10 protein-coding genes are annotated in these 15430 nt (G+C 39.2%); 4 read left to right on the top strand and 6 right to left on the bottom strand.

The features are described from left to right. Nucleotides 1–50: 50 nt before the first annotated feature. From GLW08_RS10780 to GLW08_RS10755, 6 genes are all read right to left on the bottom strand, one after another. A complete protein-coding gene (locus GLW08_RS10780) occupies nucleotides 51–725 on the bottom strand; it encodes an N-acetylmuramoyl-L-alanine amidase (RefSeq protein ID WP_160848657.1) in 675 nt (224 codons plus the stop codon). A gap of 301 nt (nucleotides 726–1026) precedes the next feature. Then, complete coding sequence (gene argH, locus GLW08_RS10775; RefSeq protein ID WP_160848656.1) at nucleotides 1027–2505, bottom strand: argininosuccinate lyase; 1479 nt, start codon at nucleotides 2503–2505, stop codon at nucleotides 1027–1029. 20 nt (nucleotides 2506–2525) lie between these two features. After that, nucleotides 2526–4211: an ABC transporter permease gene (locus GLW08_RS10770; protein WP_160848655.1), complete on the bottom strand. Its 1686-nt coding sequence runs from the start codon at nucleotides 4209–4211 to the stop codon at nucleotides 2526–2528. A gap of 5 nt (nucleotides 4212–4216) precedes the next feature. Then, nucleotides 4217–5317 carry an ABC transporter ATP-binding protein gene (locus GLW08_RS10765; RefSeq protein ID WP_160848654.1) on the bottom strand — a complete coding sequence of 367 codons (1101 nt, stop codon included), beginning with the start codon at nucleotides 5315–5317 and terminating at the stop codon, nucleotides 4217–4219. A gap of 23 nt (nucleotides 5318–5340) precedes the next feature. After that, the gene (locus tag GLW08_RS10760; RefSeq protein WP_202406320.1) at nucleotides 5341–6471 is read right to left on the bottom strand and encodes an extracellular solute-binding protein; all 1131 of its coding nucleotides are present in this window, start codon (nucleotides 6469–6471) and stop codon (nucleotides 5341–5343) included. 19 nt (nucleotides 6472–6490) lie between these two features. Beyond that, the gene (locus tag GLW08_RS10755; protein ID WP_160848653.1) at nucleotides 6491–7654 is read right to left on the bottom strand and encodes an ROK family transcriptional regulator; all 1164 of its coding nucleotides are present in this window, start codon (nucleotides 7652–7654) and stop codon (nucleotides 6491–6493) included. A gap of 337 nt (nucleotides 7655–7991) precedes the next feature. On the opposite strand from GLW08_RS10755, the gene GLW08_RS10750 reads away from it, so the two are divergent. From GLW08_RS10750 to GLW08_RS10735, 4 genes are all read left to right on the top strand, one after another. Then, the gene (locus GLW08_RS10750; protein ID WP_160848652.1) at nucleotides 7992–10517 is read left to right on the top strand and encodes a PIG-L family deacetylase; all 2526 of its coding nucleotides are present in this window, start codon (nucleotides 7992–7994) and stop codon (nucleotides 10515–10517) included. 554 nt (nucleotides 10518–11071) lie between these two features. Then, nucleotides 11072–12664, top strand: a complete 1593-nt coding sequence (locus GLW08_RS10745; RefSeq protein WP_202406319.1) for a sigma-54 interaction domain-containing protein — start codon at nucleotides 11072–11074, stop codon at nucleotides 12662–12664. A 173-nt stretch (nucleotides 12665–12837) separates the two neighbouring features. Next, nucleotides 12838–13986 carry an iron-containing alcohol dehydrogenase gene (locus tag GLW08_RS10740; protein WP_160848651.1) on the top strand — a complete coding sequence of 383 codons (1149 nt, stop codon included), beginning with the start codon at nucleotides 12838–12840 and terminating at the stop codon, nucleotides 13984–13986. A 42-nt stretch (nucleotides 13987–14028) separates the two neighbouring features. Then, nucleotides 14029–15420: a hypothetical protein gene (locus GLW08_RS10735; RefSeq protein ID WP_160848650.1), complete on the top strand. Its 1392-nt coding sequence runs from the start codon at nucleotides 14029–14031 to the stop codon at nucleotides 15418–15420. Nucleotides 15421–15430 lie beyond the last annotated feature (10 nt).

Genomic DNA, 15430 nt, shown 5'->3' with positions numbered 1-15430 from the left:
CCCTCATCCCATCCCCTCATCCCACGAGACGATGAACCTGTCCCTCCATCTCACCCATTCTTTATACTATAGACCCACCCCCGCTCACATAACCAGCTTTCCACTTCTTCCCGTTTGGTTGGCGTCATCCGCTCCATTTCAATCACAAAAGAATCTGAGTTCCTGAGTTTCAATCCTAAATACTGCGCAATACCATCCGCTATGGCTTCCCCTGCTTGATGGAGCAATGTTTTATTTCGTAGCTTCCTTATATCAATAGTAGAATCCATAAATCCCAACTCACATAATATAGCAGGCATGAAGGATTCTCGTAACATATGAAAATCAGCTTTCTTGTGCCCTCGATCAGCTAAACCATACACGTCTATCACGCGCTTATGAACGTGGTTAGCTAATCTTTCTGCTTCAGGCCAATGACCTACATAGGTATATGTTTCAATGCCAGTATGATTTCCCCATTTTCCTTGATACGCATTGTGGTGGCAGGAAACGAGTATATCCGCCTTCCATTGATTTGCTTTATTCGTCCGCTCCGTTAACGGAAGATCACGCTTCCCTGTAGAATCATCCAACCTCACCACTTCCACACCCTCATACTGCCTTAACCGATGAATCCCTGCTGTTCCCACCTCATCATTAAACGACCACTCCCTCTCCCCATCTGGCGACCTCTTGCCGGAAGTGTTAAAACCATGTCCATTATCCCAGGCTACTCGTTTTGTCATACCTATAACCCTCCTTATATGATTTATATTCCATACTCCTATTAAGAATCGATCCGTAAGTTAGAATAGGTGTGTCATTAGAGCTTTATTTGTTTTAGCGAAAAAAATTATTATGAGAAAAAGGTACAATGGATTTAATACATTACTAGTGTTTAATGATCTGCTACTGAAGATGTTTTGCATTGCTGAAAAACAGGGGTGATGAACCATTGAGGAGGTAATTTATGAAGAAATGAAAATAGGGAGACTATTAATCTCCCTATTTCAGAGGGCATCTCTAAGTTCTTTTCATTTAATATCTTTACGCTTGACTCAACTGCACTTTCACATTAGAAATACTAGACGCACGGGTATCAATTTTCTTTTTCTGGTCACCCCAGAAGTGTACTCGATTTTCCAACATCCTTTTTACGACATCTGGATTTGGTCCACCGCATATGTTCCTCCTATTTACAAATTGACGAGGATCTACGATTGCTTTCCAATCATTTTCACTTAATTGCACACCTTCTAACCACTCATTCACTTGGTTTACTTCAACTTCATATAGTTCTTTACCAAGAGCTTTTACGTTTTTGCTTACTACACTGGAGAAATGGTGTGCATTTCTAAATGGAACATTGTAATCTCTTGCAAGCACATCAGCCAATTCTGTAATTGTAATCATATTGGTGCTTGCTTGTTGTAATGCTCGTTCTTTATTAAAATTCATCGTTGTAACTACTGCAGTTAATAATTTCACTACTCGAATAGCCTTATTAAATCCTCTGTAAAGATGAGGTTGAAGGTCATCTTCTGTATCCACTATATCTCCATAAGGAGTATTATGAATCATTTGTACAGCTGTTAACCCTTCTCCTACAGCACTACTTGCAAGTGCTCTGGAATGTTCTAGGGAAACAGGGTTCCTCTTTTGTGGCATGATGCTACTAATTTGGACATATGCATCGGAAACATTTAATAAACCTACTTCATTAGAAGCCATTCTTAGAAATTCTTGAATCCATCGGCCTGTATTTGTCATGAGACTTACTAAAGATAGTCCCGACTCTAATAAATAATCTCCTGTTCCAATTGCATCATAGGAATTTTCCATCACACCTTCAAAGCCGAGTAATTCTACCATTCTTTCACGATTGATGCTAAAACCAGTTGTAGTAATAGCAGCAGCTCCCATCGGTGACTTATTAACTGTATGATACGCATTCCACAAGCGCTCTATATCTCTTGATAGATTATCTGATATTGCTAGTAAATAATGTCCAAAGGTAGTTGGTTGAGCAGGCTGGGTATGTGTATGGGCAGGCATGACTGCTTCTTTATAGGAGTCTGCTTGGTTCACTAGTGCGTCTCCTAGCATTTGTACATTTGATATAAGCTCTAAAAGATAATCTCGGATCACCAAGCGATACATCGCCTCTCCCATATCATTCCTACTTCTTGCTATATGCATTTTTCCTGCTAAATCATCCCCAATATAGTTGGAAATTTTAGATTCAACCATGAAGAATAAGTCTTCATATTCAGGAGCATAATGAAAGGAATCTTTTCCTAATTTGCACACTTCATGAACGCCCATTAGAATCTCATCCCCTTCTTCCTCGGAAATGATGGCTTGTTCCTTTAACATTATGGTATGCGCACGATGGATCATAAACATGGAATCGAAAAGATGTTCTTTTTGATCATTAAAGACAGGTTTCAGTAGCTCTTCTGCATAGGTTTTCCCTGGAAAACCTATGCCATCTTCTTTTTCAAATGCTTCTTTCAGCTTGCTCATTTCATATCCATCCTTTCCTCTTATAATGTATTCTCTGATTTTACTCCAAAGAATTTATAGGAAATAATCATCACAATTGCTATGAGCCCAACTTGTATCATTCCGTAAGCAGCAGCTTGACCTAGATTAAACATTCGCAGTTGGTTCATAATTTCTATAGATATTGGTCTATTACTTAGTGTATAGAGCAAGACTGATGTTGGAAATTCGCCGACAGCTTGAACAAATGCTAGCAATGTACCACTTAGTACACCCGGCATAATTAAAGGTAAAACGACTCTTCTAAATGTATAAAGCCACTTTGCCCCAAGATTCTGGGCGGCTTCTTCTATAGAATCATCCATCTGTTCTAAAACAGCATTTGTAGAACGTACCACTAATGGAATAAAACGAATGAAATACGCTAGAGGCAAAATCCAGAACGTTCCAACTAACACTTGACCAAAAGAAAAAGGAGATTCCTTATTAAAAGCCAGTATGAGATTCATACCAACAACAGTAGCAGGTAACGCCCACGGAATCATAACTAGAATATCCAGTAGGTTCTTTCCTATAAACTTACGCTTCACAAGAGCGTAGGAAGTAAGCATTCCAAATACTGCACATCCAGCACAAGCTATAAAGGCCATGATTAAACTATTCCTTACTGGATCCCATATATTTGGATCTTCGAAGAGCAATCGGTAATTCTCCAAATTAAAGGCAGTAGGGTATGTCTGATACGTCCAAGCTCCTTCAGGAACAAAGGAAAGAATGGCAAGAACAGCATGAGGTAATAACAAGACAATCATTGCAACAATTCCCAACGTAACCATTGTCCATTTAATAATCGGGCTGTTCACTTCACTTCTGTGAGCACCAATCCCTTTTGTGCCCATGCGATAGTCTTTTCGGTTTTGAAACCAACGCATAAATAATAAAAACGAAATGGATACAGCTGATAAGATAATCGATTGAGTAGCTGCCATTTCCAAGTTTCCATTCACCTTAGAAAAATAGATTTGTAGACTTAGCACACGATAGCCACCAGCTAATAGAAAAGGTGCGCTGAAGGAGGCCATTGATACCATGAATACCAATAAAGATGCAGCAACTAAGCCAGGAGTCAATAAGGGAAATGTTACTTTCCAAAAAACGCCGAACCTGTTAGAACCTAAATTTGCTGCTGACTCTTCTAAAGATGGGTCTACATTATTCAAAGCGGAAGATACCGTCATGTAAAAATATGGATACATAGTATATGCATGAACTAGCAATATCCCAGAAACCCCACTAATAGTGAAAGGAACTTCTTCTAAATTCAATAAGTCCTTGATTGCATTTGGTATAAGCCCTGCTTCTCCATATAAGAACATAAATGCCATTACACCTACCAGTGAAGGAAGTACAATTGGCATAATGGCGATACCAGAGAAGAAAGATCGACCCGGAAAATCGTATCTTGTAAAAATAAACGCTAATGGCACTCCAATAAGGGCACTAAACAACACAGAAAGCACTGATATGTAAACGGAATGCCATAACGCTTGTAAATTCGATTGAGCCTTCGGACCGAAAAAATCAATATAATTTTGCAAGGTAAAAGTTCCACTCTGTTTCAAACTCTCTATCAGTGTTTCAAGGGTTGGGTACAAGACGTAACTTACTAAAACAAGGATGATTGGGATAAGTAGAAATAAGGTTTTTCTGTTCTCGGCATTCAACATTCTAATCACTCCTCCACACTTGGAACGATACGAACCTGATCTGCTGGAAATTGGACATATACTACTTCACCTTCTTGTAGATAGGTACTAGGTCCTCTGTTTAAATCTGTCACTTTAACGGTGATACTACCCTCATCAAGTGAAATAAAAGTATGAACTGATTCACCAGTAAACTGTACAAGCTTCACTTTTCCTTTAAGAACGTTTTCCTCTTCGATTACTGATTTAGAAACATTAATTGCTTCTGGCCTGACCGACATTTTCAGCTTGTCATCTTGACGATAAGACGCTATTTGCTCAGAGGTGTTCTTCACGACTATTTCTGTATTCACCGAATTAAATAAAAAAGTCTTATATTCTTCATCCTCAGAAGAAAATTCAACTTCCCATAAATTTGTTTCTCCTATAAATTCTGCTACAAAGTCGTTTACAGGTTGATTATATATATCTGTAGGAGTTCCTACTTGTTGACAATTACCAACATTGAATACAGCAATCCGATCACTCATTGTTAAAGCCTCTACTTGGTCATGGGTAACATAAATGGTGGTAATCTTATATTCTCTCTGCAAACGCAGAATCTCATTCCTCATCTCATCTCTTAACCTTGCATCTAAGTTACTTAAAGGTTCATCCAATAATAAAATATCTGGTTCAATGACTAACGCCCTAGCTAATGCAACACGTTGTTGCTGGCCTCCACTGAGATGACTAACTTGACGGTCTATAAATTGTTTAAGATGGACCTTAGACAATACATCCTCAACACGACTTCTTATTTCACCCTTACTCACTTTCCGAACTTTCAAGCCAAATGCAACATTTTCAAATACCGTCATGTGAGGGAAAAGGGCATAGTTTTGAAAAACCATGCCCGTATTTCTATTTTCGGGTGAAACCGTAGTCATGTCTTTGTCATTAAACATCACTTTACCTTTTGTAGGATAATAGAATCCAGCAATCATTCGAAGAGTCGTGGTCTTCCCGCACCCACTAGGACCTAAGAAAGTAAAAAATTCTCCCTCTTCTATCACTAAATCTATATCCTTAACTGCTGCCACATCACCAAATTGTTTTGTAATATTTGAAAGAGTTACAGTTGACATGACTAAAAACTCCTCTCAGCGGTTTATTCTCCGGTTTCTTTTTCTGTATTCTTAATCTCTGAGTCCCAGTGCTCCATCCATTCTCCTGATTTTTCCTGGAACACTTTCCAATCAATATCCATGGCATTGATATCTGTCTCTTGGATCCATTCAGGTAAATCACTGATATCATCTCTGGTTGGAATACGATAGTAATTCTCAGCTAATAGTTTCGCAGCTTCCTCTGTGTTAACAAATTCATAAAATGCCTTCGCAGCTTCTGGATGAGGGGCACCATCTACAATTGCAATTCCTTCAGTCAATACAGGTGTTCCACTTTCAGGGATAACATAACTAAATGGATAACCTTTCTCTTCAGCTAGCATTACAGTATCGGGCATATTCCAGACAGATACTGTTCCAACACCTTTAGCAACTTGGTTATACATAATTTCTGGATTAGCAGCATATTCCTTGGTATTTTGGTCTAATTTTTGAAGCCATTCGTAACCTTTTTCAGGGCTCTGAGTTTCTTTGTAATCTCTATAAATCATGGAAGAATAAATAGTACGCATAGTACCTGAAGCAAGAGGGTAACGAATAATTATTTCGTCTTTCCACTTAGGTTTCACTAAATCATCCCAATCCTTAGGTGCTTCTTCTTCAGAGATTTCTTTATTGTTATATAGAATAACCTCAGGTGTTTGAGAAGTTCCGGTCCAGTACCAATCTTCATCATGATACATATCCTCTAGTGAATCAGCGTAGGATGGCTTATATTTTTGAAGTAGTTCTGCATTTTTCGCTTCATCAAACATTACTTGAGGAGCGCCCCACCAAATATCTGCTTGTGTATTATTTTTTTCAGAGCGAACACGATCAAGTATTTCTTGAGAACCCATATCCAAAAATTCCATATCTACATCGTACTCAGCCTCAAATTGTTTTTCGAATTCACTAAGTATATCTTTTCCATGTGGAGAATATACAACTACTTTGTCCTCAAGATTCTTGTCATTATTCCCCTCATCTGAACCATCTCCACTTGCTTCATCGCCTGAAGTTTCATCTGTATTTCCATCTCCTCCAGCTTCTTCATCACTTGCCATACAGCCTCCTAATACTAAGCCAAAAACTAACAACAATGATAAAAACATCATCCAACGAAATTTCATTACAAATTGCCCCCTATTCTTAAATTTGAATTATGAAATCACTTTCCTTTAAAAACAAAGCTACTGCCCCAATTACTCCGGCTTCATTACCAAATGAAGAAGGAACAACTTCACAACTTTCTGGAGAAAAACGTTCAATAATCTCCGAAAGAGCTTGATTAAACTGACTAAATGATTTGCTGACACCACCCCCTAAAATGACTACGTCTGGATCAAATAAAGAAATATAATTTGCGATGCCAAAACCTAAGTGTTCAATTGCGTCATCGACAACTTTACTGGCTTCCTCATCACCTTGCGACTTTAACTCAAAGGCATCTTTAGATGTTAAAGCCTCCCCTTTCACCTCTGATAGTTTATTACCAATAGACGACCCACTCGCTACACTCTCTAAGAACCCATAACCTTCAAATGTAGGGTTATAGCTTTTTGCAGCTTGAAGATCAGTCACAAGATACCCCATCTCTCCAGCACTGTAATTACTACCTCTAAACAATCTACCGTTTATCATGATTCCACTCCCAATACCAGTTCCAATTGCAATGTATATTATGTTTTCTGCATTTTTACTAGTACCTAGCCAGTGCTCACCTAGCAAACTCGTATTTACATCATTCTCTATATAAATAGGGAAGTTAAAATAGTTACTTGCTATTTCTTGAAGAGGATATTGCTTCCATTTTAGTGTAGGAGCCTCTAACACAACTCCTTCCTTGACATTGGTAACACCAGGAACTCCTACCCCCATCCCTAAAACATCTTGATCACTTATACCTAACTCTTGCATCATAAACAACACATCTTCTTGTAAGCGCTTTATCAATTGATCATTTAAATAACTTTGTGTCTCAAATTCTCGATAAGCATAAACGTTTCCGTCTAAACCAGTGATCCCGGAAGCTACTTTTGTACCGCCAATATCTACGCCTATGACATATGCAGCTTTTGGATTAAATACAAGTTGAACTGGTTTTCTACCACCACCAAATGTGGACTGGCCAGGACCTGTTTCTTGAACCCATCCTTCATCTAATAAACTTTCTACTATTAGTGATACAGAAGGTTTACTGATTTGAACTAGTTTTGATATCTCTGCTCGTGATATAGGTTCATTCTCCATAATACAATTAAGTACTAGTTTCATATTCATCTTCTTTATATATGCTGCATCGCCTTTCTGCATGAGATAGACTCCTTTATGAAAAAATAAATGTTTAGTTAGTTAATATTACTAACTAATTATTAACAATAGTTATAAAGGATTTTGAATTATATGTAAAACCTCATTTCTTGGTATTTATTGGTTTTATATGGATTATCACTTCCATTTACTGCAGGTTACTCTTATATACTCCCATTTTGATAATTTTAAATATTCCATTTTTTCAAAAAATAACCTACTTTAGGACTATACAAACAGTTCTAAAGTAGGTTCCAAAATATGGGTTATGCTGTTTATAATAAATGGTAATTAGTTAGGAAAGTTTACTAACTAATTAATAAATACTGGGAGGAATTCTTTGAAGAAATTTTGTAGCACATTGTTGGCATTTCTTTTGGTTGGGTCGCTCTTCTCTCCAACCTCTTTAAAGGGAGAAGAAGTCACAAATGAAAAGCTAGATCTTTGGGAATCAGTAGTACCATTAACAACTACCACGAGTTTTATGAACACAGGAGCACATCCAGATGATGAAAGAAGTCACTTTCTAGCTTATCTGTCTAGAGGACAAGGAGTCCAGACATCTTTCCTTTTATCTACAAGAGGACAAGGGGGACAAAATGAAATAGGAAGTGAACTTGGTAATGAGCTTGGCATCATACGAACGAATGAATTACAAGCATCCTCCAACGTACTAGGCATTGAAACATTTTTCTTAAATCAAGGTTTAAATGATTCCGTAAAAGATTTTGGTTTCTCCAAATCTGCAGAAGAAACACTCAACAAATGGGGAGAAACGAAAACATACGAACGATTGATCCACTATATCCGTCAATTCAAACCAGATATCATCATGCCCTCTTTTCGAAATGTTGATACACAACATGGCCACCACAGAGCAATGACAATGCTAACAAAGAAAGCATTCAAAGATGCTGCCAACCCCGACGTATTTCCAGACCAACTAGATAATGGACTTTCCACTTGGCAGGCTAAAAAAATGTACTTACCAGCTGAAACGGAAGAACAAACTACTACTTCCATCCAGATCGGTATTAATGACACTCACTACGATATGACCTATCCACAACTAGGTGAAAAAGCTCGTTATTTACACGAATCTCAAGGTATGGGAAAAGAAGTAGGAGATGGAGAGGAAACAGTCAACCTTCAGCTCGTTAAGTCTACAGTAGGTGATATTCCAGAACATGAAGACACTATTTTTGAGAACATCCCTTATGATTTTAATGATCATGCAAAATCGTTAACCAAGTCAGAAAACGCTTACAAAAATAAACTCATTCGACTTCAAAAGGATTTAGAAGCAGTCAAAGACGCATATCCAAATGCTGAGAAAGTCTTTACAGAGGCAAAACAAACCCTCGATGAATTACAAAAACTTAAATCTAAGATGAATAAAGGAAATAAACTAGAAGCTGAAACGAAGAAGACATTACTGCACAAATTAGAGGTGAAGGAGAAACAGTTGGTAGATACCATTTACGAAGCAGCTCAGATTGATGTGAATGTCCAAGTAAATGATTCTAAATTAACAGACAGAGACGAAACAAAAGTTAGCGTTAAAGTTGAAAATAACGGGACTCACAATATAGAAGCAATACGCTCTAAACTTTCTATCCCAGCTGATTGGAAAATGGTTGGGGACCAAAACTATACTACGCTAAAATCAGGAGAAAATACAACCTTCCATTATAAAGTGAAGACAGATATCAACAAATATTACAATCCTTATAACAACCCAGCTATTCAAGCAAACATAACCCTTAAGGTGGGGAATCAATTTCTCACAAAGCAATACAAGCCAAATGAAACCGTAGCACAACTTCCAGAGGTTTCTCTTACATTAGAACCAGAAAAATTAGTGATTAATACGAATGATGTAAAAGAAAGCACTTCATTAGATGTCCAAGTTGAAAAATTTGCAGAAGGAGACCTAACCACTGAAGTTTCATTGAATTTACCAAAAGGTTGGAAAGCAGAACCCAATTCCAAGACAGTTCGATTCAATGAAGACGAAGAGAATAAACAAGTATCATTTGAGCTTATTCCTCCTCCAACAGTAGCAGAAGGAGATTTTACTATCACTCCTAAAGCGAAGGTAGGAAACAAGATAATTAGTGAGTCGGTCCAAACTATTCAATACGAACATATTGGAACAGATTATTCCATATCCGATGCTAAAGTTGAAGGCACTGCTTTCCCTCTAGATTATCCGAATGATTTAAAGGTGGGATACGTAGATAGTGGTTTCGACAAAGTTGCTGAACAATTAACGAATATTGGAATGGATATTACAAAACTGAACAAAGAACAATTACAAAATGGCGATCTATCGAAATACGATACGATTGTAACTGGGATTAGAGCTTACCTATCTCGCGAAGACTTACTCAATAATAACAAGCAGTTACTAGAATACGTCGAAAATGGCGGTCATCTTGTAGTCCAATACAATAAACCTTGGGATAACTGGGATCCTCAAGCAACAGCACCATACAAACTAGTTATTGGACAGCCTTCTATCAAATGGCGGGTTACACACGAAGATGCACCAATTGAGGTATTAAAACCAGACTCTCCATTGTTTAACTATCCAAACAGCATAAAACAATCCGATTGGGAGGGTTGGGTTCAAGAAAGAGGTCTATACTTCCCGATGGAATGGTCCGATAAGTATGAGACATATGTAAGCGTAGCAGATCCAGGAGAAGACGCCTTCAAAAGCGGTATTCTAATGGCCGACTACGGGGAAGGAAGTTACCTCTACTCCAACTTAGTATGGTATCGCCAAATTCAAAACCAAGTTCCTGGAGGGTATAGAATCTTCACTAACTTAATTAGCTATCCTTATCATGACACCAAGTAATTAGTGATAGTCGCCTATGATGGAATTCCATCATAGGCGACTTTTTACTTCTTTTGGTTGATATATGGTTCAAATCAGAAATTTTAGTAGGAATCATAAGTCATTTAATCTTCTATAGACCATTAATCAATCTTAAACGTAATCCCCACTTTAGGAAATTTTTATATACTTCACCACTCCCCCATTTAAATATAAATTTAGGCAATTAATTATTATATTGATAATTGAAAAAACTAACTCTACTATTGATTGAATTAAATAATATGTCATTAGCTTCTTCTTTATATAACAAGAGGGAGGGGCAAAGTTTGTGTCCATAATTTATTAACACATCAAATTTTGCCTGTATTTTGCACCAGTCTTTGTAGCTCTTCATAAGCATTTAACTGATTTTCTAACGTCTATAATGCGTGTGAAGTTATGAATTCACCGACTACATCTTCACATAACAAAAAACATACTAACTTTAAAACCTCTAAATGAAACAAGGAACCTGTCCCCCCATCCCACTCATGATAAAATGAGACAAAACAGCTAAGAGCGGAGGGGCTACCATGCAATTACACAAAAACGCGCACATCAGTAGGGCGATTGAACAATTTTCAGATTCTACCGTGGAAATGATCGAAGTGGTTGATGATCAAGGGGAAGTCATCGGGACCTTATCCATTGAAAATATGCGTGAGATTTTGGATAGCGAAGATCTTAGTCAGTCATTGGGAGACATTCTACAAGCTCAATTACGAAGGAATAAGGAAGGAACGAACAAAATAGACCATCAATACAGCGAAATCCTAGACAGCCCCATTTTCACAGACATCATCAACTCGCTTCATGATGGGGTATTCATCACCAATGGGGATGGTGTAACGGTAAAAGTAAATAAAGCGTATGAACGCATTACGGATTTAAAAGCGGAACAGCTAATTGGCTATCATATGGATGATGTGATTAATGCTGGTTATATATCCAAGTCTGCCTCTCTTCAAGTTCTAAAAGAAGAAAGACCCGTGACGCTCATGCAAAAAATTGCCAATGGCAGAAATATCATTGTTTCCGGTACACCGATTTTTTCTAACAACGGAGAAATCCTCTACGTGATTAATAGTGTACGAGACATTACAGAGTTATTAGAGCTGAAGCATCAAGTAGAAGACCTTCAAGAATTGAAAAATCTACGACAAAGTTCAAAAGAAGCGTACTCGAAAACAGAAGAATCCCCGTTTTACGTTAGCGATAAAATGAAAAACCTCCTGAGCATTATCGAGCGTGTTGCCAAGACGGATGCCCAGATTCTCATGCATGGGGAAACTGGGGTTGGCAAGACGATGATTGCGAAGCATGTTCACGAGAAATCGAATCGTAGCAGCAACAGTTTTCTAGAGCTGAATTGCGGAGCCCTCCCTACCAACTTGATCGAAGCGGAACTATTTGGCTATGAAGCCGGTGCATTTACCGGAGCTTTATCCAGAGGCAAAAAAGGACTATTGGAAGTGGCTGATCACGGAACTTTATTCTTGGATGAAATCGGAGACTTGCCGTTAGAGCTGCAAGTAAAACTATTGAAAGTTATTGAAGACCAAGCCTTTTATCCAGTTGGTTCGTCCAAGCTAAAGCATATTGATGTGCGGATTATTGCTGCGTCTCATAAAAATCTCAAACAGCTAGTGAAGACGGGTGACTTTCGCGAAGACCTTTACTACCGGTTAAACGTCGTCCCCATTCACATTCCACCATTGCGGGAGCGAAAAAAAGAGATCCATGCGATGACCGAGCATTTCTTACAAGAGTACAATGCAACCTATGGATTCGATAAGACAATCACGCTTGATGCCATCGATGCTTTTTATGATTTTGAGTGGCCTGGTAACATACGAGAGTTAAAGAATCTCATCGAACAGTTAGTCGTGACAACAACTGAAGATCACATTACGCGAGACGATCTACCAGAAGAACTACTCCAAAGCAGGAATCATGCACCAGGAGAACATGATGACATCATCCCCCTCAAACAAGCGATCGAGCAAGTGGAACGTACGATGATTACAAAAGCGATGAGAAAATATAAAACAACGAGAAAAGTTGCAGAAGTGTTAGAGGTAAGCCAATCAACCATCGTACAGAAAATGAAAAAATGGGGAGAGTGATTATATTTTCAATCACTCTCCTCTTTTTTGATTGAATTCCTAATCAACATTGCAACAGTTTTATGACAACGCTTTCAAACTCAAGTGCGCCATTGTCGTTATTTTCTGAAATCTCACTAAGTTGGCATGATTTTTGCACATAGTGGAGTAAACAAGAAAGGAGTACCAATCCAATGACTATCAGTACATTTAAAATTGCCAACAAACTCATTACGGGTAATGGCGCAACGGAAAAACTCACAGAAGAATTGCATCGGCTTCAGGTCTCCAATCCGTTAATTGTAACGGATGACATCTTACAGAAGGTTGGAGTTGTCGATCAAATAACCCCATTTTTGAAAGGGCTTTCCTACGAGGTGTTCACAGGTGTAAAACCCGATCCGGAGCTCAAGATTGTGGAAGAATGTGTAGACGTGTTTACGAAAGGAAATCATGATAGCTTAATCGCCATTGGTGGCGGGAGTGCGATTGATATCGCCAAGAGCGTCTCGGCCCTCTCCTCTCATCATGGTTCCTTAGGTGATCTTATTGGAACAGACCTTGTGCCTCAAAAAGGTAGTCCCATCATTACGCTTCCTACCACAGCCGGGACAGGATCGGAAGTAACGAACATCTCCATTCTGTCGGATAAGGAAGCGCAACTCAAAAAAGGCATCGTCAGTGATTACCTACTACCGGATGTCGCTATTGTCGCACCGGAAATGACATTAACCATGCCTCCTTCGGTAACTGCTGCTAGCGGCGTGGATGCGCTTGTGCATGCTATTGAAGCCTATATCTCTGTGCATGCCTCCCCTATTACAGATGCCTTAGCAATCCAGGCCATCCAGATGATTTCCAAAAATCTACCGAAAGCCTATGCGAATCCCGACCATATCGAAGCTCGTGAAAACATGGCTACCGCAAGCCTCATGGCGGGGATGGCTTTTGGAAATGCAGGAGTAGGAGCAGTACATGCTCTAGCCTATCCACTAGGCGGGCGCTACAATATCGCCCATGGTGTAAGCAACGCACTCCTTCTTCCTTATGTAATGGAATGGAATAAAATCGCTTGCGTAGAACGCTTCCGGGACATTGGAGATGCTTTCGGAGAACAAGTATCTCACCTATCCGATTCAGACGCTGCAAACCACGCGGTAACAGCTATGGAACGACTATGCAAAGAAGTCAATATCCCTGCTGGATTACGATCTTTTGATATACCGGAACATGACATAAAAGCAATGGCGGAAGATGCTAGTAAAATACAACGATTGCTAACCAACAATCCTCGTAAATTAGGAAAGGAAGAAATAGAGCAAATCTATCAATCTGCATACTAACCAGTAGTATGCCAAAAATCTTTAAGAAAAGAGGTATGCAACATGTGGAAAAATCGTACCCATGGTGAAGAATCCCCTTATATCCCGTTAGGGCCATTCAAATTAAGACTTCCTTTTATTCACTATAAATTCGAATGGCCCGATTATGTACAAGGTCTTTTGATGTGCGCTGTTGACTTGGCCGCCATTCCATTAATGACGGAATTGTTAGGAATGCCATTTGAAGTTGCCTTAGCAGTGGTGCTGTTAAACGGTATTTTGTACTTAACCCACCACCTGCTCGGCGATCCCGTTGTTCCAGGATGGATTACACCAGCCATCCCGTTGATTATGGCTTATGTATCCACGTTTCCGGAAGGGGTGGACCGGGTTCATGCCCTCGTCGCCTTCCAGTTAACCCTAGGACTCTTTTCCGTCTTCTTGGGTGTTACAGGACTCGCCCGAAAAGTCGTCACCTTTGTTCCACCAGCTATTAAATCCGGGGTCATCATTGGTGCAGGGTTTGCAGCCGTTAAGTCCATATTTGAAGCAGGTGGACGTTTTGAAAGCTTTCCATGGTCGATTTCGATAGCTGTAGGCATTGCATTTTATATTATTTTTTCCAAACATTTTAATAAACTCAAAAGTCAAAATCGAGTATGGGGATTAATAGGTAAACTAGGCGTCTTTCCGATTATCGTGTTAGCTGTCATCATTGGTCCCCTATTTGGTGAAGCACCATGGCCAACGATTGAATGGGGATTTATTAACCCTGACTTCGGTACGCTTTGGAGTGAATACACTGTATTCGGCGTCGGCTTCCCTTCCTTTATGTTATTTATCAAAGCTGTCCCAACAGTATTAGCAGCTTATATTGTTCTATTTGGTGATGTACTACAAAGTAAAGCACTTATCTCGGAGGCTGACGATGTTCGCCAAGATGAAAAAGTGGATTACAACGAAAACCGCGCTCATATGATTTTCGGTGGCCGTAACTCGCTTATGAGCTTTCTTGGTCCTGACGTTACCATGGCAGGTCCACTTTGGGCAGCGATGCAGGTTGTGGTCATTGAACGCTACAAAGAAGGTAAAAAAGCAATGAACTCCTTATTTGGTGGATCAGGCTCCTTCCGTTGGGGAACGAATACAGGACTGATTCTGATGCCAATCGTCAGCTTGGTTGAGCCGATTCTAGGCATTGCCCTTGCCCTAACATTATTAATCCAAGGATATGTCAGTGTCCGTGTAGGGATTTTAGAATCGAGAAGTCACCGTGACCTTGGAATTGCCGGAATCATCGCTGCTGTCCTAGCAGTAAAAGGCGCAACATGGGCGTTCGCTGTTGGGATCATCCTTACGCTATTAGTGTATGGCAAGCAATTCTTCACAGGGGAAAACGATGAGATTTTCACAAAAGATATGGAAGATGAAGAGGAAAAACGAAAAATATCCTAACAATCGATGA

The organism is Pontibacillus yanchengensis, from assembly GCF_009856295.1.
In the GTDB taxonomy this organism is placed as follows: Bacteria; Bacillota; Bacilli; order Bacillales; family BH030062; genus Pontibacillus; species Pontibacillus yanchengensis_A.
The sequence above is the reverse complement of the archived record's forward strand: the minus strand, read 5'-3'. Positions and strand labels throughout refer to the sequence as shown.

Excerpts from the sequence above, each read along its gene's own strand:
- GLW08_RS10765 (WP_160848654.1), bottom strand. The coding sequence starts at position 5,317 with ATGTCAACTGTAACTCTTTCAAATATTACAAAACAATTTGGTGATGTG.
- GLW08_RS10780 (WP_160848657.1), bottom strand. The coding sequence starts at position 725 with ATGACAAAACGAGTAGCCTGGGATAATGGACATGGTTTTAACACTTCC.
- argH (WP_160848656.1), bottom strand. The coding sequence starts at position 2,505 with ATGAGCAAGCTGAAAGAAGCATTTGAAAAAGAAGATGGCATAGGTTTT.
- GLW08_RS10735 (WP_160848650.1), top strand. The coding sequence starts at position 14,029 with ATGTGGAAAAATCGTACCCATGGTGAAGAATCCCCTTATATCCCGTTA.
- GLW08_RS10755 (WP_160848653.1), bottom strand. The coding sequence starts at position 7,654 with ATGCAGAAAGGCGATGCAGCATATATAAAGAAGATGAATATGAAACTA.
- GLW08_RS10760 (WP_202406320.1), bottom strand. The coding sequence starts at position 6,471 with ATGAAATTTCGTTGGATGATGTTTTTATCATTGTTGTTAGTTTTTGGC.
- GLW08_RS10745 (WP_202406319.1), top strand. The coding sequence starts at position 11,072 with ATGCAATTACACAAAAACGCGCACATCAGTAGGGCGATTGAACAATTT.
- GLW08_RS10770 (WP_160848655.1), bottom strand. The coding sequence starts at position 4,211 with ATGTTGAATGCCGAGAACAGAAAAACCTTATTTCTACTTATCCCAATC.
- GLW08_RS10740 (WP_160848651.1), top strand. The coding sequence starts at position 12,838 with ATGACTATCAGTACATTTAAAATTGCCAACAAACTCATTACGGGTAAT.